General features: G+C 67.6%; 15 protein-coding genes. 12 read left to right on the top strand and 3 right to left on the bottom strand.

Annotated elements, in window-relative coordinates:
- The first annotated feature begins 77 nt into the window (after window positions 1–77).
- Both C6V83_RS00860 and C6V83_RS00855 read left to right on the top strand, forming a co-directional pair.
- Entirely contained in the window at window positions 78–1,916 is a 1,839-nt protein-coding gene (locus C6V83_RS00860; protein WP_105940799.1) for a flavin-containing monooxygenase, read from the top strand.
- A gap of 84 nt (window positions 1,917–2,000) precedes the next feature.
- Complete coding sequence (locus C6V83_RS00855; RefSeq protein WP_105940798.1) at window positions 2,001–3,245, top strand: serine/threonine-protein kinase; 1,245 nt, start codon at window positions 2,001–2,003, stop codon at window positions 3,243–3,245.
- Window positions 3,246–3,284: 39 nt separating this feature from the next.
- Here the strand turns inward: C6V83_RS00855 and ligD are convergent, their stop codons facing one another.
- Window positions 3,285–5,387 carry a non-homologous end-joining DNA ligase gene (ligD, locus tag C6V83_RS00850; protein ID WP_105943625.1) on the bottom strand — a complete coding sequence of 701 codons (2,103 nt, stop codon included), beginning with the start codon at window positions 5,385–5,387 and terminating at the stop codon, window positions 3,285–3,287.
- Window positions 5,388–5,469: 82 nt separating this feature from the next.
- Between ligD and C6V83_RS00845 the strand changes: the two genes are divergently transcribed.
- Complete coding sequence (locus C6V83_RS00845; protein WP_105940797.1) at window positions 5,470–6,009, top strand: hypothetical protein; 540 nt, start codon at window positions 5,470–5,472, stop codon at window positions 6,007–6,009.
- Window positions 6,010–6,070: 61 nt separating this feature from the next.
- On the opposite strand, the gene C6V83_RS00840 is transcribed toward C6V83_RS00845, so the two are convergent.
- Entirely contained in the window at window positions 6,071–7,975 is a 1,905-nt protein-coding gene (locus tag C6V83_RS00840; protein ID WP_159067412.1) for a DUF222 domain-containing protein, read from the bottom strand.
- 237 nt (window positions 7,976–8,212) lie between these two features.
- Here C6V83_RS00840 and ku point away from each other — a divergent pair, with 237 nt between their 5' ends.
- The 8 genes from ku to C6V83_RS00800 all read left to right on the top strand — a co-directional run bounded on the left by ku (window position 8,213) and on the right by C6V83_RS00800 (window position 16,860).
- On the top strand, window positions 8,213–9,121 hold the full coding sequence (gene ku, locus C6V83_RS00835) for a non-homologous end joining protein Ku (RefSeq protein WP_105940795.1): 909 nt from the start codon (window positions 8,213–8,215) through the stop codon (window positions 9,119–9,121).
- Between the two features lie 61 nt (window positions 9,122–9,182).
- Window positions 9,183–10,715 carry a flavin-containing monooxygenase gene (locus C6V83_RS00830; RefSeq protein ID WP_105940794.1) on the top strand — a complete coding sequence of 511 codons (1,533 nt, stop codon included), beginning with the start codon at window positions 9,183–9,185 and terminating at the stop codon, window positions 10,713–10,715.
- The gene (locus C6V83_RS00825) at window positions 10,712–11,215 is read left to right on the top strand and encodes a DUF4334 domain-containing protein (protein ID WP_105940793.1); all 504 of its coding nucleotides are present in this window, start codon (window positions 10,712–10,714) and stop codon (window positions 11,213–11,215) included. The genes C6V83_RS00830 and C6V83_RS00825 overlap by 4 nt, the downstream gene beginning before the upstream one ends.
- Before the next feature lie 8 nt (window positions 11,216–11,223).
- The gene (locus tag C6V83_RS00820; protein ID WP_105940792.1) at window positions 11,224–12,603 is read left to right on the top strand and encodes an alpha-hydroxy-acid oxidizing protein; all 1,380 of its coding nucleotides are present in this window, start codon (window positions 11,224–11,226) and stop codon (window positions 12,601–12,603) included.
- A gap of 150 nt (window positions 12,604–12,753) precedes the next feature.
- Window positions 12,754–14,181, top strand: a complete 1,428-nt coding sequence (locus C6V83_RS00815) for an LLM class flavin-dependent oxidoreductase (protein WP_105943624.1) — start codon at window positions 12,754–12,756, stop codon at window positions 14,179–14,181.
- Window positions 14,178–15,218 carry a methionine ABC transporter ATP-binding protein gene (locus tag C6V83_RS00810; RefSeq protein WP_105940791.1) on the top strand — a complete coding sequence of 347 codons (1,041 nt, stop codon included), beginning with the start codon at window positions 14,178–14,180 and terminating at the stop codon, window positions 15,216–15,218. The genes C6V83_RS00815 and C6V83_RS00810 overlap by 4 nt, the downstream gene beginning before the upstream one ends.
- Window positions 15,215–15,946, top strand: coding sequence for a methionine ABC transporter permease (locus tag C6V83_RS00805; RefSeq protein WP_105940790.1), 732 nt, complete (start codon window positions 15,215–15,217; stop codon window positions 15,944–15,946). Before C6V83_RS00810 ends, C6V83_RS00805 begins: the two co-directional genes overlap by 4 nt.
- A complete protein-coding gene (locus tag C6V83_RS00800; protein ID WP_105940789.1) occupies window positions 15,943–16,860 on the top strand; it encodes a MetQ/NlpA family ABC transporter substrate-binding protein in 918 nt (305 codons plus the stop codon). The genes C6V83_RS00805 and C6V83_RS00800 overlap by 4 nt, the downstream gene beginning before the upstream one ends.
- Window positions 16,861–16,907: 47 nt before the next feature.
- Here the strand turns inward: C6V83_RS00800 and C6V83_RS00795 are convergent, their stop codons facing one another.
- The gene (locus C6V83_RS00795) at window positions 16,908–17,798 is read right to left on the bottom strand and encodes an oxygenase MpaB family protein (RefSeq protein ID WP_105940788.1); all 891 of its coding nucleotides are present in this window, start codon (window positions 17,796–17,798) and stop codon (window positions 16,908–16,910) included.
- Between the two features lie 114 nt (window positions 17,799–17,912).
- Between C6V83_RS00795 and C6V83_RS00790 the strand changes: the two genes are divergently transcribed.
- Window positions 17,913–18,551 carry a TetR/AcrR family transcriptional regulator gene (locus C6V83_RS00790; protein ID WP_199832558.1) on the top strand — a complete coding sequence of 213 codons (639 nt, stop codon included), beginning with the start codon at window positions 17,913–17,915 and terminating at the stop codon, window positions 18,549–18,551.
- Window positions 18,552–18,561 lie beyond the last annotated feature (10 nt).

Raw genomic sequence — 18,561 nt, 5'->3', positions numbered from 1 at the left:
CTTGTCCCGCCGCGGGGCTCTGCGGTGGTCTGAGTCACATCGAGTGTGACACCCGTCACCCGAGAGGAAGGACCGTGATGACTCAGACCCTGGAACCGGAGACCACCACCGCCGCACCGACGGCGCAGGAGCGGGTCGACGCCTGGCTCGCCGCGTTCTCCACTGCTCTGGAGGCGCGCGACGTCGAGGCGGCCGCCGGACTGTTCGCCGTCGACAGCTACTGGCGAGACCTGGTCGCGTTCACCTGGAACCTCAAGACCTCTGAAGGGCGCGATCAGATCGGCGCGATGCTGACCGACCGTCTTGCCGGCACTGCCCCTGCGAAGTGGCGATGCACCGAGCCGGCCACCGAGACCGACGACGTCGCCGAGGCGTTCATCGCCTTCGAGACCGAAGTCGGCCGCGGTGAGGGGCACCTGCGCCTGAAGCCCGGACCGGACGGCCAGGATCAGGGCTGGACGCTCCTCACCACCCTTCAGGAGCTCAAGGGTCACGAAGAGCCGAGCGGATTCCAGCGCCCGCTCGGCGCGGTCCACGGCGCCGACCCCGACCAGCGCTCGTGGGCACAGCGCCGCGAGGATGAGGAGGCTGAGCTCGGCCGTGCGGTGCAGCCGTACGTCCTGGTGATCGGCGGCGGACAGGGCGGCATCGCGCTCGGCGCGCGGCTGCGGCAACTCGGCGTGCCGTCGCTCGTCGTCGACAAGCACGAGCGACCCGGCGACCAGTGGCGCAAACGCTACAAGTCGCTCTGCCTGCACGACCCGGTCTGGTACGACCACCTCCCGTATCTGCCGTTCCCCGCGAACTGGCCGGTGTTCGCGCCGAAGGACAAGATCGGCGACTGGCTGGAGTTCTACACCAAGGTGATGGAGGTGCCGTACTGGTCCAAGACCGAGTGCACCTCGGCGTCGTACGACGAGGAAGCCGGCCGCTGGACCGTGCACGTGGTGCGGGACGGCGAGGAGCTGACCCTGCATCCGACGCAGCTGGTGCTGGCCACCGGGATGTCCGGTAAGGCCAATGTGCCGGAGTTCCCCGGACAGGACGTGTTCCGCGGCGAACAGCATCACTCCAGCGCCCATCCCGGCCCGGACGGTTACGTCGGCAAGAAGGTCGTCGTGATCGGTGCCAACAACTCCGCCCACGACATCTGCAAGGCCCTGGTGGAGAGCGGGGTGGACACGACCATGGTGCAGCGATCGTCGACCCACATCGTGAAGTCGGACTCGCTCATGGAGATAGGTCTCGGCGCGCTCTACAGCGAACAGGCAGTTCGCGACGGCATGACCACCAAGAAGGCCGACTTCACCTTCGCCTCGCTGCCCTACCGGATCATGCATCAGTTTCAGATCCCGATCTACGACCAGATCCGCGAGCGTGACAAGGACTTCTACGACCGACTGGAAGCCGCCGGCTTCGACCTGGACTTCGGCGACGACGACTCCGGCCTGTTCATGAAGTACCTGCGCCGCGGATCGGGGTACTACATCGACGTCGGCGCCTGCGAGCTGGTGGCCGACGGCACCATCAAGCTGGCCAAGGGCGGCGTGGACCACCTGACCGAGGACTCGGTGGTGCTGACCGACGGCACCGAACTGCCGGCCGACGTCGTGGTCTACGCGACCGGCTACGGGTCGATGAACGGCTGGGCCGCCGATCTGATGGGTCAGGAGGTGGCCGATCGCGTGGGCAAGGTGTGGGGTCTCGGGTCGGACACCACCAAGGATCCCGGGCCGTGGGAGGGCGAGCAGCGCAACATGTGGAAGCCCACGCAGCAGCCGGGACTGTGGTTCCACGGGGGCAACCTGCACCAGTCGCGCCACTATTCGCTGTACCTGGCGCTGCAGTTGAAGGCCCGCTACGAAGGGATCGACACCCCGGTGTACGGGCTGCAGGAGGTGCACCATCTGAGTTGACGCGCGGTCTCGGCCGTCACCGTCGCCGTCGTTGCGCGGCCGGGTACCGCGGTCGAGCCGACAGAGCCGAGGACGGAGGATCCGATGAGGCAGCCGGGCGACGGGATCGGCGGTTACGTCATCGAGGAGGTCCTCGGCTCCGGGGAGAAGGGGACGGCCTACCTGGCCAGGCATCGCCGCCTCGACCGGCGGGTGGTGATCAAGGAGAGCGCCGGGCAGAACACTACGGAGACCCAGCGGCGAGGCGGCGGCGACCGCGGGACGGCGTTCGCCGCCGACCTGCGGCACCCGAACGTCGTCGAGATCATCGACGCAGGCGAATGCGATGACGGCCGGACTTGGTTCGCGATGCAGTACGTCGACGGCACCGACCTGGCGGGACTGCTGGCCGAGCGCGGCGGTCTGCTCGCGCCGGCCGAGGCGATCGGTATCGCGCGGAGTGTCGCTGCGGGACTGGACTACGCGCATTCGCGCGGCCTGGTCCACGGTGAGCTGACACCGGGCGACGTGTTGCTGGAGCGGACCACCGGCCGGGTGGTCGTCGCCGACTTCGGAATCTCTGGGCGTGACGCCTCCGCGGAGGAGGACCGTCGGGCAGTCGCGCGGCTGCTCTCTCGGATGCTCACCGGGCGAGAGTCCGACGGTACCGTGTGGCCGCTTCCGGCGTCGTCGCTCAACCCGTCGTTGCCGTCTGCGGTCGACGGGGTCCTCGCCGTGGCGATGACAGGCGATCCGGCCACGCCGGGGACTGTGAGCGACACAGTCGAGGCTGTGGCTCGGATTGTGGCGCCGACTCCGGTGCCGCAGCCGGGGCCGAATCGTTCGGCACGTGTGGTGCTGGCAGTGGTGTCGGCTGTGGCAGCTCTCTTGGCCGCAGGCGGTGTGGCGGCCTACTTCCTCACACGCGAGGAGTCTTCGGCGGCTCCGTGCGATTCTGCGGTCGCGGTCGCCGACAAGGTCACCGAGCTGTCTCTCGACATGAACGTGAGCAGTTTCGACCGGAACACCGCCGAACTCGAGGGCCTGTCGACCGGGAAGTTCCGTGAGGCGCTGAAGGAACGGCCGGCGAGCAAGAAGTTTCTCGAACAGGCCGCGGTGACCGGTGAGGTGAGCCGAATGGACTCTCGTCTCGCGGGATGCGGGGACGGTTCGGCCGTGGTGCAGTCGACGGTCTACGTGAGTGGGACCAGTCTGCTCAGCCCCGCGGGCACCTCCCAGTCCACGCCGTTCCGAATCAGCCTCGTCTGGGAGAACGGCAGATGGCTCGTCACGGACTTCGTCGCCGATTCGCCCGTCGGGCCGTCGGCTCCGTCGAGCGCTCCCCGCTGATCGGGCTCAGGCCGATGACTGGCCCCTCGGTGTCTGGCCTCACAGGTCGCCGGGGAGCTTGTCGCGGCGGATGCCGCGCCACGACGGGTGGCGCAGATGCCCGGTGGAGGTCCAGTCCATGAAACGGACGTCGGCGACCAACTTCGGGAGCACCCAGGTGGCGCTGGAGGCGACCGGGGCGTCGACGCCGCCCACAAACGGGCACATGCGGATCTCCAGGTCGCGGAGCTCGGCGAGCAGGTCCGCGGCCTGGCTTTGGGTCCAGCCGGTGCCGACCCGGCCGATGTAGCGCAGTCCCGTCTCCTCCGGCAACCCGACCAGAACGGAGCCGAGATTCCGGTCGTTGCCCTCGCGGCCCATCCGGAATCCGCCGATCACCACTTCCACGTCGTTCCAGTTCTTCTGTTTGCGCCAATCCGGACTGCGGGATCCGGGTCGGTAGGGAGACGAGCGCCGCTTGGCGACCACTCCCTCCCACCCGTGCGCCTTGGCCTCGGCGACGGCGCGGTCGCCGGGACCGTCGAGCAAGCCGGGAATCTGGACTATCGGGGTGGCGGCGAACCAGGGCGTCAGCTCCTCGAGCAGGGCTCGCCGCTGCTCCCACGGCAGCGCCGACAGGTCGTGCCCGTCGAGCTCGAGAAGGTCGAAGAGGTACAGGCGCAGGAGGTACTCCCCGGGTCTGCGACGGCGCGAGGCCAGGAGGGTGAAGTCGGTGCGACCGGTTCCGTCGAGGGCTACCACCTCGCCGTCGAGCGTGATCGAGTGTCCGGACAGCGCCTCGCGCAGGACGCCGAGCTCGGGGAAGTCGGCGGTCATGTCGATGCCGGACCGAGACCGGAAGCGCAGATCCCCGTCGGCGAACCGCACCAGAATCCGGTAGCCGTCCCATTTGCCCTCGAACGCCCAGTCGTGCGCTTCGAGTCCTTCGATCGACTCGTCGACGGCGAGCATCGGCCGAAGCGGCACCACGGTCCCGTTCTCCCCGGCGGCCGATCGAGCGGAGACAGTCTGCTCGGTGTCTGCCCCGGCGGAACGCGTGGAGCTCCCTGCGCGGGTGGCGTGGTTTGGGCTCGGTGGGGGAGTGGGCTGGGTTGTGTTCGGTGGGGGAGTGGGTGGAGTGGGCTGGGTTGTGCTCGGTGGGGAGATCGGCGCTGTGCCCTGCTCGATGGTTGAGCGAGCGGAGCGAGTCGAAACCGAGTCGTCGACGTCCGCCCGGCGGTGTCTGCGGTACTCACCGAGGTCGACGACGCCTTCCGGAAGCGTCGGCGCCGGTCCGTCCAGCTCGGCCAGCAAGTCACCGGCAGCGGAGAAGCGTTCCAGCACCTCCGAATACTGCAGCTGGCGAAGATCGGCTTCGGCGAGCTCGGACCACTTGCGCGGCGCCGCGGCCCAGGGCTGCTCGAGCCCGCGGAGCGAGTACGGGCTGAGCGTCGTCTTGGCCGAGGAGTTCTGGCTCCAGTCGACGAACACCTTGCCCGGCCGGGCGGCCTTGCTCATCGAAGCGGTGACGTCGTCCGGATAGGCCCGCTCCAGAGAGGTTGCGATCTCCTTGGCGACGGCGCGCGCCGAGTCGCTGCGGACCGGCGCGGGTAGTCGACCGTACACGTGGATGCCCTTGCCGCCGCTGGTGACCGGCCACGACTCGATGCCGGCGTCGGCGAGCACGTCGCGGATGGTGAGCGCCACCTGTGCGCACTGGGAAAGGGGGACGTCCGGGCCTGGATCCAGGTCCAGGACCAGGCGTGCGGTGCGGCGCGCGCCGGTGCCTTCCGACAGGTCGATCCGCCATTGCGGCACATGAAGTTCCAGTGCGGCCATCTGCGCCATCCATACCAACACTGCGGCGCTCGACGCGACGGGATAGACCTTGTCTTCGGTGGAGTGCGCAATGGTGAAGCGCGGGATCCAGTCCGGTGCACCGGCCGGCATGGTCTTCTCGAAGAACGGTTCGGTGCCCGTCCCCGACGGCCAGCGTTTGCGAGTGACGGGGCGGGCCGCCAGGTGGGGCAGGATCGCGTCGGCGATCCCGACGTAGTACGCGATGACGTCGTACTTTCGGGTGCCGGTGTCGGGGTAGAGGACGCGATCGAGATGGGTCAGCGAGATCGTGCGTCCGTCGACCTCCAGTTCGTTGCGCGCCATGTCTTCCATTCTCGCCTGTTCCGTCGGCGTCGATGCGGGCCTACCGTGGGAACAGGGGCCGAACCGAACCGCAGGAGACGTCATGGCAACCATCAAGAGGTCGTGGCTGGCGAGTGCACTCGCCGCCGTCACACTCGGCGCGGGAACGGTGGTGGGTGCGGCGCCGGTCGCGGCGGCGCCGGCGTGTCCCGCCAACGTCAACACCCGCCTCGCACCGGGAGCCACGGCGATGGCGCTGCGCGACTCGTGCAGTCAGGCGCAGTTCGACAGACTGTTCCGCACCGCCGAGGCCGGCCCCATCCCGCTCGGGGTGATGAGGGGGCAGACGCGGCCGGTCGGGCCGCCCAATGATGCCGCCTCGTCGGCCGCGTCCGCGATCTGGGCGGGCAAGACTCTCCATCGAGGCTGGCTCACCAACCGTGCGTTCGGCGGCGAGATTCTGCCCGCCGACGTGTTCTACGCGCGGTCGGTGATCGACGGCAGGCGCGTGATCCGGATCGATTATCGGCGCAGCGGTATGCCCTTCGCGCACGACGAACTGCGTCGACTGCCGAACGGGGTCTACCTCGGCTACGGTTTCGTCGGCGGCAGCAAGTCGGTCGACTTCTGGTTGTGGAGGTAGGGCCGTCTCACCGCCATTCTGACGACGGGCAGGCACGGTGGACTGACTGGATGGGCCTGTGTCAGGCGACCCAGTGTCCGTGCACGATCCGGAATGGACGGGCAGTCCGGTGTTCGCCCGGTGGCCCGGTCGCGTCCGGTGCAGCGATCACTTCACGCAATGCGCTGACGTCGAGCATTCGTGTGTTGCCGCGCGGTCCGTCGGTGTCCTCGCGGGAGCCGGTCGTGTCGGGCGGTCCGGTGTCCGCGGGCGGTTCACCTGCTGCTGGGACACGGGCGGGGTCGGGTGCGAGCCGTTCGGGGTGGAACATGATGTTGCTCTGCCACGGAGTGTCCCGTCCGACGGGCCGCCAGCCGACGCGTCCGGCGTCGGGACCGAAGGTGAGGACGGTCGATTCCCAGTGCCCCGGGGTTGTGCCGTTCATGCGGTTGTGCCGTCCGCACGCCCCACCTAAGCGGTCGATACCTGTCCTGAGCGGAGTCGAAGGGTCGGTCTGGCCGTAGTCGGTCCAGTCGGGCATGCGTGGGCCTGAGCATGCGTGGCGGAGCTTGCGGCGACACGCGGTCGAAGGGTGGTGGGCTTGGGTGCGGATGAACGGGACGGTGCAGGCCGGTGCGGTGCAACCCCGGTCGCGGGCGAACAGCGCCAACCGTTGTGCCGCCGTCGCGAACCGGCTGGCGCGCCCCAAATACAGCACTTGTCCGGTGGCCTTGGAGAACACCGCCAGATACGGGATGGTGTCGGCGGCGAACTGCACCAGATCAGACACCGGGATGCGGGTGCCGGTCGCCGTCCAGCCGATCCCAGCCTGCCGGGCCAGATCCTCGTCAGTGACGGTGACCACGACTTGTGAGGGGATCCGGGTGGGTGCGGGTTGCCCGGCCAGCGCGAGGGCCCAGTCGCACAATGCTTCGAGGGCGTCGTGCTGACGCTGTCCGAGCGTGCGGGTGTCCCGCTCGGCCGCGGCCGCCAAGACCGCCGGGTCGAGGCCAGGTTGATCGGCCGCACCACGCGGGGAATCCGGGTCGCCGGGATTGTTCATCCCGGTGGTGGCCCACTGATGCAGGACCACCTCCAGCTTCGCGCGCAGCACGGGGGTGAGCAGCGCCCGGACTTTGCTCATCAGTTGCCGGTTCTGCGGCTGCAGGTTGAAGGTGCGGCGACGGGCCCGGTCGTGGTCGTCGGCCAGAGTCCCGTCGGGGTCGAGCCAGGCCAGGATCCGGTTGCCGACCACGGTGACCGCGGCCGGGTCCAGACGGCGCGCCGCATCAGCGAGCATGGCTTCGGCTTTGACGCGCTGATCGTGGGTGACCGCCGACGGCAGCTTCTCCATGATCTCGGTAACGGCGGCGACGTGGGCGCCGCCGGCGTCTCCGTCCGCGACGGCGGCCGCGGTCGCCGCCAGTCGGGGTTCGAGGCGTTCACCGGTCAACGTGCCCATGGCGCCGATGCCTTCGGCGGTGACCCGGCGGCGGCGGGCCTCACCCTCACCGAGACGAGCGCCGCGGGCGTAGAGCTGGTGGGTCGAGATGTGCCCGGCACGCCGGTACACGCCACGGTCAGAGATTCGGTGGATCGAGCTTGTCGAGATTTCGACGTACAGGGCGGCATCGAACACTTCGGCCCGGCGGTGGGTCTGTTCACGCACATCGAGCAGACCCAGCAGGGCGTCGTCGGACTCGGCGGCCACCGAGGCGGCCGCTTCGGTGCTCAAGCGCTGTTCGGCCGTGGTCTGCACCGCCAACAGTTGCGCTGGTGAGAGATCAGCGAGCAACACCGCAGGATCGAACACGTCCGCGTCGGCAGGGCCGGCACCGGCCGGAGCAGTCACCGAGCCATCGCGCGGACCCTCGGCAGCGGCGTCGTTGTACGAGATGCCGTTGACGGTCACGATGTTCACCTCCCCGAAGTGCTGTTCCCGCTGGTAGAACCGCTGGTGCCGTTCATCTGGTGTGTCTGACGTCACTCTACGACGGGGGTGCGACAAAATCGTTCTCGACCACACGCCGACGACGCGAACCGGCGAGAACGATGGTGGTTGCGTCTCGTGGTTCGTGAACGACTCGTGGTACCCGCCCTGAGCTCCGCCGAAGGGCTGCGCTCGCTCAATCGTCGACGGGTGCGCACTCCGCCGCCGGGGCGTCTGCTTCATCGCGGGCCGGTGCGCTCCGCAATCGGATGTGTTCTTTGGCACAATGGGCCCATGCGCTCGATCTGGAAGGGTGATCTGAGCTTTGGCCTGGTGAACGTACCGGTCAAAGTCTATTCCGCGACGGAGAGCCACGACCGATCGTCGCACCAGGTCGACGCGAAGGACGGAACCCGCGTCCGGTATCGGCGCGTCCGGGAGGGCACCGACGTCGAGGTCGACTACAGCCAGATCGCGAACGCGTACGAGAGTGACGAGGGCAAACCGGTAATCCTGACCAAAGACGACCTCGCGTCGCTGCCGGTGAACCGGAGTCCGGAGATCTCGATTCTCGAGTTCGTGCCCGTCGATCAAGTGGATCCGATCTATTTCGACAAGCCCTACTACTTGGAACCGGCGTCGAAGTCGCCGAAGGCGTACACCCTGCTCGCGCAGGCGCTGGAGACCACCGATCGCCTCGCGATCGCGATGTTCACCCTGCGCACCCGGACCCGGCTGGCGGCACTCCGGGTGATCGACGGCGTGATGACGTTGCAGACGCTGCTGTGGCCCGACGAGGTCCGTAAACCCGACTTCGCGTTCCTCGATCAAGACGTCGAGATCCGGCCTCAGGAACTCGAGATGGCTTCGTCGTTGATCGAATCCATGGCGACCGACTTTGATCCCACTCAGTTCGAGGACACCTACACCATCGAACTGGGCAAGTTGATCGAAGCGAAAGCTGGTGGCGAGCAAGCGTTTCCAGAGGAGGAGGCGGCTCCGGCCGGGAGCGACGACGAGGTGGCCGATCTGCTTGCCGCGCTGCGCGCATCGGTGAAGGGCCGTGCCGGCGCCGACTCCGGCGAGAAGGAGTCCGACGAAGCGGCGGAGTCGGAAGAAGCCGCCGAGAAGCCGAAGACCTCGACTCGGCGGAAGACCGGGGCGAAGAAGAAGCCGTCCGGTGGGACGGCCAAATCGGCTTGACCGCAGGGGCGTCCGGGAAGATCCGGACGTCATCGCAGAACGAGAGAGGTGGCGAGAATCGATGACGTTCGACGACGCCGACTATTACGACGTCCTGATCGTGGGAGCTGGACTGTCCGGGATCGACGCGGCTTACCGTGTCCGCGAACGGAATCCAGAGCTCACCTACCTCATCGTCGAACAACGTGAGCGGATCGGCGGCACGTGGGACCTGTTCCGCTACCCCGGTGTGCGCAGCGATTCCGACATCTTCACCCTCAGTTATCCGTGGAACCCGTGGCGCGGGGAGCGGACGATGGCCGAGGGTGCGGAGATCTGCGAGTACATCGAGCAATCTGCGCGTGACTTCGGCATCTATCCGCACATCCGCTTCTCCACCCAGGTGGTATCGGCCGACTTCGACCGGTCCGCCGACCTCTGGACTGTCGATCTGCTGAGCGATAGCGGAACCCGCACCGTCACAACGCGTTTTCTCTACCTCTGCACCGGCTACTACCGATACGACGCCGGCTATCGACCCGAGTTCGAGGGTGAGGACCAGTTCACCGGACAGATCGTGCACCCGCAGTTCTGGCCCGACGACCTCGACTACGCAGGCAAGAACGTGGTGGTGATCGGCAGCGGTGCGACGGCGGTGACGCTGATTCCGGCGATGGCTGCCGACGCCGGACACGTCGTCATGCTGCAGCGGTCGCCCACTTACATGTTCCCGTATCCGTGGAGCGACCCGATGACCAAACTGGTCCAGCGCGTGCTGCCCTGGCAAGCGGCGCACGACATCACGCGCTACCGGAACGCCTTCGTCACGCTGGGCCTGTACTCGTTCTGCCGCCGATTCCCGAAGGCTTCACGCAAGCTGATCCGGCGCTTGGCGCTCCACTACTTGCCGGACGGATACGACGTCGACACGCATTTCAAACCCGCCTACGAGCCCTGGGATCAGCGGTTGTGCGTGATCCCGGAGGGCGACTTCTACAAAGTGGTCGCCGACGGCAGTGCAGAGGTGGTCACCGACACCATCGAGAGCTTCACACCGACCGGTATCCGGGTCTCGTCGGGGCGTGAGCTAGCGGCCGACATCGTCGTCACCGCAACGGGATTGGACTTGGTCGCGTTCGGGGGCATCGACCTGTCCGTCGACGGAGAGCGCGTCGACCCGGGTGAGAAGTACGGCTACCGGGCGTACATGCTCGACGATGTTCCGAACTTCGCGTGGTCGGTCGGGTACACCAACGCCTCGTGGACGTTGCGTGTCGACCTCACCAGTCAAGCGGTGGCCGAGTTGCTGGCTCACATGCGCGCGAACGGCTACACGCGCGCCTACCCGACTCTCGACGGGGCAAAACCGAAGGCGCACGCCTTCTTCGACCTCAGCTCGGGATACGTGCAGCGTGCCGGCGGACGACTGCCGAAGGCGGGTGAAGAGGCGCCGTGGCAGGTTCGCCACAATGCGCTGCTGGACGCGATCGACGCCCGCCGTTACGACGTGACCGAAGCGATGGTGTTCTCGCGGACCGAGCCGGCGGTCGCCGTCGTCGCACCGGAGCCGACCGACACTCCGGAAGCCGCTGAAGAGAGCGAGACCGCCCAATGATCCTCACCCGAGAACAGGCGATCGCCGGATTCTTCGAGCGCGTCTCCTCGCAAGAGATCAGTGCTCCGGAACACCTCGACGAGATCTGGGCGGCGCTGCCGACGGTGACGATCGACGAGATCCTCGGCCACTGGCGTGGGGGCGAGCTGCCGTCCGGGCACCCGATGGACGGTCAACTCGCGCTCGTGCGCTGGCACGGGAAGTGGTTCGACTCGCGGTACCGTGTGGCGCCGATGGTCTGCCGGGACGACGACGGGAATCTGTACTCCAACAAGGAGATCGGCAAAGGAGAGGCAAGTCTCTGGCCGGTGGAGTTCCGCGGGGAAGTGACCGCGTCGATGGTCTATGACGGGCAGCCGGTGATCGATCACTTCAAGCGAGTCGACGAGACCACCCTCATGGGGATCATGAACGGCAAGACCTCGCTGGTCCGCGACCGTCACTTCTACTTCTACCTTCAGCGCGACCGCGACGGTGCGGCTCCCGGTGGCGGGGACTGAGTCGCTCCATGGTTTCAGTGAACTTCGGGCGTTCCCGGCAGAACGACGTCTACACCGCCGGCGTCCACGGGCGCACGCCCACGGTGCCCGCCGATTTCGCAGAGTTGGAGCGGCGGGCACGCGCCAAGATGTCGCGCCGCGCTTGGGCCTACATCGCGGGCGGCGCCGGTGAAGGCCGGACGATGACGGCCAACCGGCGGGCGCTGGACTCCTGGGCCATCGTCCCGCGCGTCCTCAGAGACGTGAGCGAACGAAGCCTGCAGACCGAGCTGTTCGGCCAGACACTTTCTGCTCCAGTGCTTTTCGCGCCAGTCGGTGCGGGCGCACTGGCCTACCCGGATGCCGACGTGCATATCGGAAGGGCTGCCGCGGAACTCGGTGTGCCCTACATCTTCTCCAATCAGGGCTGCGCGCCGATGGAGGGGGTCGCCGACGCGATGGAGGCCGTGAAACCGGGTGCTCCCCGTTGGTTCCAGCTGTACTGGTCGACCGATGACCGGTTGGTGGACAGTCTGATCCGACGCGCGGAGACGATGGGTGCGGCGGCGCTGACCGTCACTCTGGACACCACCATGCTCGGCTGGCGGCCGCAGGATCTGAATCTCGGCTCGCTGCCCTTCGCCCGGGCCGAGGGCATCGACCAGTACACCTCGGACCCGTCGTTCTGGGAGATCGTCGCCGAGCGCATGCGAGACGCCGCGTCGACCGGTGAGACCGCGAAGCAGGAGGTCTCGCTCGGCGCGATCAAGACGCTGCTGTCGATCGTGCGTAACATGCCGGAGCTGTCTGGGACCCTTTCGACGGGGCTCAAGGGGCGGTCGACGGGGCGCAAGGGGCGGTCGACGGGGCTCAGGGGGCGGTCGTCGGGGCTCAAGGAGCGAGTGACCAAGGGGCCGGCGGCGGTGCAGACGTTTCTGGACATCTATTCGCGGCCGTCGCTCGACTGGGACGACATCGCGTCCCTGCGCGAGAAGACCACCCTCCCGATCGTGCTCAAGGGGATCCTGCACCCCGACGACGCTCGGACGGCGGTCGAGCTCGGCATCGACGGGATCATCGTCTCCAACCACGGTGGCCGGCAGATCGACGGTGAGATCAGTTCGACGGACGCACTGGTGGACGTCGTCGATGCCGTGGGCGAAGAGGATGTGAAGATCCTCGTCGACTCCGGCTTCTACACCGGCTCGGACGTGTTCAAGGCGCTCGCGCTGGGCGCCGACGCGGTGTGTATCGGGCGTCCGCACATGTACGGTCTGGCCCTGAACGGGGCCGACGGCGCCCGCGACGCGGTCGCGAACATCCTCGCCGAACTCGACCTGACCCTCGGCTTGTCCGGGCACACGAGCGTCGCCGATCTGGACCGGTCCGCGCTGAAACACCTTCCTTGAGTCGCCGGCGATCAGGAATCGCAGCGTTCGCCTGACGCCTCGGCAATGCAGGACATCGCTCGTCGGGCAGGGAGTCCGCCCGGGCCGACGTTCGACCCATCACGCGTGCAACGGTTCTCGTAGCTCATCGGCGGCCCCACGATGGTCGCCATGACCCGACAGATCCATCTCAACGCATTCGACATGAACTGCGTCGCCCATCAGTCGCCCGGACTGTGGCGCCATCCCGACGACCGCTCGTGGGACTACAACACCCTCGACTACTGGGTGCATCTGGCTCAGGTGCTCGAGCGGGGCCGCTTCGACGGACTGTTCATCGCCGACGTCCTGGGCACCTACGACGTCTACGCCGGCACCGACGAAGCGGCGATCCGGCAGGGCGCTCAGATCCCGGTGAACGACCCGCTGCTGCTGGTGTCAGCGATGGCGCACGCGACCGAGCATCTCGGATTCGGTATTACGACGGGTACCGGCTTCGAGCACCCGTATCCCTTCGCCAGGCGGCTCTCCACCCTGGATCACCTCACCCGCGGGCGGATCGGCTGGAACGTGGTCACCGGGTACCTGCCGTCCGCGGCCCGCAATCTGGGCGACGACGGTCTGCTGGACCACGACCAGCGTTACGACCATGCCGACGAATACCTGACCGTGCTGTACAAGCTGTGGGAAGGCTCCTGGGAGGACGACGCCGTCCTGCGTGACCGGGCCGCCGGGATCTTCGCCGATCCCGCCAAGGTGCACCACATCGGCCACCACGGCGAGCACTTCCGGGTGCCCGGGATCCATCTGTCGGAGCCGTCGCCTCAGCGCACTCCGGTGATCTACCAGGCCGGGGCGTCGCCGCGCGGACGGCGCTTCGCCGCCCAGAACGCCGAGGCCGTCTTCGTCGCGGCGCCCACCAAGACCATCCTCCGAGAGCTGGTCGGCAAGATCCGCGAGGAACTGGTCGCGGCGGGCCGCGGCCCCTACGACGCGAAGATCTACACCCTTGTCACCGTCATCACTGCCAGCACTCCGGAGGCCGCGCGGGAGAAAGCGGCCGAGTACCAGCGCTACGCCTCCGACGAGGGAGCGCTGGTGTTCATGAGCGGCTGGATGGGGATCGACCTTTCCCACTACGACCTGGCCGCGCCGATCGGCGACGTCGAATCGAACGCCATCCGATCTGCCGTGAGTGCGTTCGCGCAAGCGAGCGAGAGCGGGAAGCCCTGGAGCGTAGGGGATCTCGCTGAGTGGGGCGGAATCGGCGGGATGGGGCCGGTCTTCATCGGGTCCGGTGACGAGATCGCCCAGACCTTCGCCGACTGGGTCGACGAGACCGACGTGGACGGCTTCAACATCGCCTACGCGGTGACCCCGGGGTCGTTCGAGGACATCGTCGATCACGTGCTCCCCAGCCTCGTGCGGCGCGGCGCCTACCCGAGTGAGTACCGCCCGGGGACGCTGCGGCACAAGCTCTTCGGAAACGGTGATCGGCTCCCAGGGGCCCACCGCGGTGCCGGGTTCCGGGTGGGCGGACCGTCGTCGACGATCGATGACTCGGTGCGCGCGAGCGTCCTGGCGGGAGTCACCCCGTGATCGAAGTCCGAAACCTGCGCAAAGTCTTCGGCTCGGGGCCGACGGCGCTGACGGTGCTCGATGACATCAGCTTCGAGGTCGCCGACGGGGAGATCTTCGCCGTCGTAGGACCGTCGGGTGCGGGCAAGAGCACGCTCTCGCGCTGCTTGAACCTACTGGAAGAACCGACCGCCGGCAAGGTCATCGTCAACGGTGAGGACCTGTCGCATCTCGATGCGGCGGGGCTGCGTCAGGCCCGGCGGCGGATCGGCACCGTCTTCCAGTCGTCCAATCTGCTCAGCCGGCGCACCGCCGCGGAGAACGTCGCGCTGCCGCTGGAGTTACTGGGTGCCACGAGGGCTTCCACCACACGCAGGGTGACCGAACTGCTCGACCGGGTCGGGCTCGCCGACAAGGCGCGACACTATCCCCACCAACTCTCCGGAGGTCAGTGTCAGCGCGTCGGGATCGCACGGGCATTGGCCCTGCGGCCTTCGGTCCTGCTGTCCGACGAGGCGACCTCGGGTCTGGACCCGGACACCACCCGCTCGTATCTGCGCCTGTTGACGGATCTGCGCACCGAACTCGGGCTGGCGGTCGTCCTGATCACCCACGAGATGGACACCGTGACAGAGGTCGCCGACCGGGTGGGGCTCCTGAAGGCCGGACGACTGGTGGAACAGGGGACTGTTCTCGACCTGGCACTGGATCCGGGGTCGCCGCTTGGCGCCGCCCTGCGCCGTGACGGTGAGCCCGGTCGGGTTCGGGCCGGCCGACCTGAGGTCGCCGGACGCGAACTGGTGACGGTGATCTATGGGTCGCACCGGATTCCCGATGACTGGCTGGCCCGCCTGTCCCTCCAACTCGCCACCCCACTCGGGCTCGCCGGGGCCGATGTCCGCGATGTCGACGGCGTAGCGGTCGGGCATGCGCAGGTGACAGTTCCTTCCGGGCTGATCGATGAATTCCGTAGGGCGGCAACCTATCTCGGATTGTCTGTCGCCGGACCCGCTCCGGATCCGGAGGGGCGCGCTGCGCAGGAGGCGGTGCCGGCATGAGCGTCACGACTCCACTCGCGGCCACGATTCCCGTTGCCGAGATCCCGGACCTACTGCTGCCGGCCTTCGTCGACACGGTGACGATGGTCGGCATCGTGATGGTGATCGTCGTCGTGGTCGGTGTGCCCCTCGGCGCGCTGATCCACAACCTCGCGCCGGGCGGCCTGTTCGCCAATCGCACGTTGCACACTCCGCTGTCCTGGCTCGTCAGCGTCGGGCGGTCGTTGCCGTTCCTGGTGCTGATGACCGCGATCATCCCGTTCACGCGTTTCGTCACCGGGACGAACATCGGGATCGCCGCCGCGGTGGTGCCGATGTCGATCGCGGGCATCGCGTTCTTCACGAGAATCGTGGAGAACTCCCTGCGCTCGGTCCCCGCCGAAGTGGTCGACGTCGCGCGTGCCGCGGGCGGCACGCCCCTCCAGATCATCCGATCCGCGCAGATCCCCGAGGCTCTGCCGAACATCGTCGGCGGACTCACCATCAACACGATCGCGATGATCGAGTACTCGACCATCGCCGGGACCATCGGCGCGGGTGGTCTCGGATACATCGCCGTCACCTACGGCTACCAGCGTTTCGACCACGGGGTGATGATCGCGACGATCATCGCGCTGGTCGTCACGGTCGCCCTCATTCGAGTGGCCGGGGACGCCCTGGCCCGTCGTCTCACCCCCGCGCTCTCGGCGACCGCCGGCGCACGTTCACAGAAGGAACCCGTCTCATGACCACCACCGGACCCGAAGAAGCGTCCGCAGACCGACCCGGCGAGGAGATCGAGCTCCGCCGGCGCCGACGATGGCCGGTGTTCGTTACGATCGTCGCGGCCGTGGCAACCGTCGGGGCGATCGTGGTCTGGCGCGTCGCGGGCGGCAGCGCCGAATCGCCGAACGCCGTCGAGGGTGCGACCCTGGTCGTCGTCACCGCCGAGGGGAACGCAGCCGAACAGGCCCTGGTGGAGTTCATCGCCGAGGAGGTCGCCCCCAGACACGGCATCACCGTCTCCTTCCGCGGCCTGGCCGACTCGACGACCCTGAACCGGGCCGTGAGCGACGGCGAGGTGGCCGGAACCATCTACCAGCACAAACTGTGGCTGCAGCAGGTGCTCGCGGCCAACCCGGACTTCAAGGAGATCGTCGCCACGCCGGTCTTCCGCTGGGGCTTCGGCGTCTGGTCGGACAAGTACGTCTCTCCCGACCAACTTCCCGACGGTGCGACGGTCTCCCTCTACTCCGATCCGGCCAACGAGGCGCAGGGCCTGTGGGTGCTGGAACGCGCGGGACTGATCACGCTCGACCCGAACGTCGACAAGTGGAAGGCGACGACCGCGAATGTCGTGGAGATTCCCCGGAACTTGCAGTTCAAGCTGCTGGACTTCGCGGCGCAGTCGCGCGCCCTCCCGGATCTGGACGCGGCCGTCGGCTACACCGAGTATTACCTCGCGGCCGGCATCCCGGTCGAGAAGCAGATCTATGCGACCCGGCCGCCGGACGAGTTCGCGGGCCAGCTGACGATCGGCGAGCGGTGGAAGGACGAGCCCAACATCAAGAAGCTGGTCGCCGCGTTCCAGGATCCGGCGGTGCAGGAGTTCCTGCGCACGTCGCCGGAGGTCAAGAACATCCTGTTGCCTCTGTCGGGCTGAGGCGCCGCGCCTGTTCTACGACCGCCGCCTGAGTGGAACGGGGATCCTCACACCAGTGGGCGGCCGGTGCGGCGACGCCACTCCAGATCGGCGAGCATCAGATTGAACGGGAACGCCTTCACCGGCTTGGGCATGAACCGCAATGCGATCCGCGCGACGGCGTTGTGCACGTCGAAGAAGCGGCGCTGGGCTGGTGACTGTTCCACGCGCATCTTCTCCCGGAACTCCGGAGGTAGAAAGCCGAGTGTCATGGTCTCGGACCACCAGCCGCCGATCAGCTGGATCGGTGTGTACGAGAACTCCAGCCGCATGATCTTGATCAGGTGACTGCGGATGGTGTCGTCGATCTCCAGTTCGGCAACCGTGCGCTGCCAGTACTCTTCGAAATCGGCGCGGGTGTCGGGCCACATCTCACGCGGCATCTGGAGGGTGGTGCCCATCACCGAGCCCTGCTGGTAGATCTCCTCGGTGACCGCGTCCGGGTCTCCGTAGATGCGCTGGACGTCCTCCCAGCCCTTGTACAGGCAGGCGGCGACCCAGAGTTGCAGGGCGGGATCGAAGGCGTTGTACTTCACCGGGCTGTTCTCGGTGGAGCGAACGTGCGCGTGCGACTTGTTGACCGCGTGGCGGTAGGCCTTGCGCAGCTCCGGGGAACCCATTGCGGCCACGGCGAGGTAGGTCAGGGTGGTGCGGGTGCGCTTGACCGGGTGCCGGAACAGATTCCCTGAGTCGACCTTGCTTTCGTAGACGCCGTAGCCGACTGCGGGCAGGGCCAGCTGCATGATCACGTTGGCGGGACCGGCGAGGAGCGCGATCCCCAGCGGTTCGGTGTCGAGAGTGGGCGCATGGTCCAATTCGTCCCGGCGGGACCGCGGCATGGATTCGGCGTCGCGCGCGATCCGTCGTGCATCGTCGGGTGAGACGGTCTCGGCGGTCATCACGCCCTCCGTTCATCTGATAACGAGTGTTACCTCTTGCCTGATTCGATTCAACGCCGACGGAGCCGGGGTGTCAAGGTCTTTCGCATTACGGACGAGTGCCAAGATGGCAGGGTGACTGCGCAGGATCCGGCGACCGAGCCGACGCTCCGTTCGTACGGGGGTGAGCCCGGCGATGCGCGGGTGGCACGACGCCGCGCCGCGCTGATCGACGCAGCCCTGGACCTGCTGGGGGATCCGGAGTCCGGGGGCGTCACGGTGCGGGGGATCTGTGCGCGCGCCGGACTGACCCCGCGGTATTTCTACGAGAGCTTCTCGGGAGTGGACGACTTGGTCGGGGCCACATACGACGGCGTGATCGCCGAAATCGCCGAGACCGCGCTCGCCGGGCTCGCGGCCGGCGAGGACACCCGCGGAAAGGTCGCCGGTGCGATAGGGGCGATCGTCGACGTCGTCGATTCGGACCGTCGCAAGGGCCGGCTCCTGTTCACCGACACGTTGCGCAGCCCGGTGGTCGCGACCAAGCGTGAGGATTCGATGCGGCTCTTCGTCCGGCTGACCAGCGAGTCGGCTGCGCAGGTGATGGGTGTGCGTCCGGGTCCGGAGACCACTGCTGCGGCCTATTTCCAGGTCGGCGGAATGGGCAGGCTCCTCGCATCCTGGACCGCGGGGATGATCGACCTCGACCGGGACCACGTGGTGGAGGTCTGTGTTCGATTGATGCTCCCGGGCGGCGCGGCGAACGAGCGATAGGGAGAAGCGT

Origin of the sequence: Gordonia iterans, assembly GCF_002993285.1 — a bacterium.
GTDB lineage: Bacteria > Actinomycetota > Actinomycetes > Mycobacteriales > Mycobacteriaceae > Gordonia > Gordonia iterans.
This window is presented reverse-complemented; position numbering and strand designations above follow the sequence as displayed.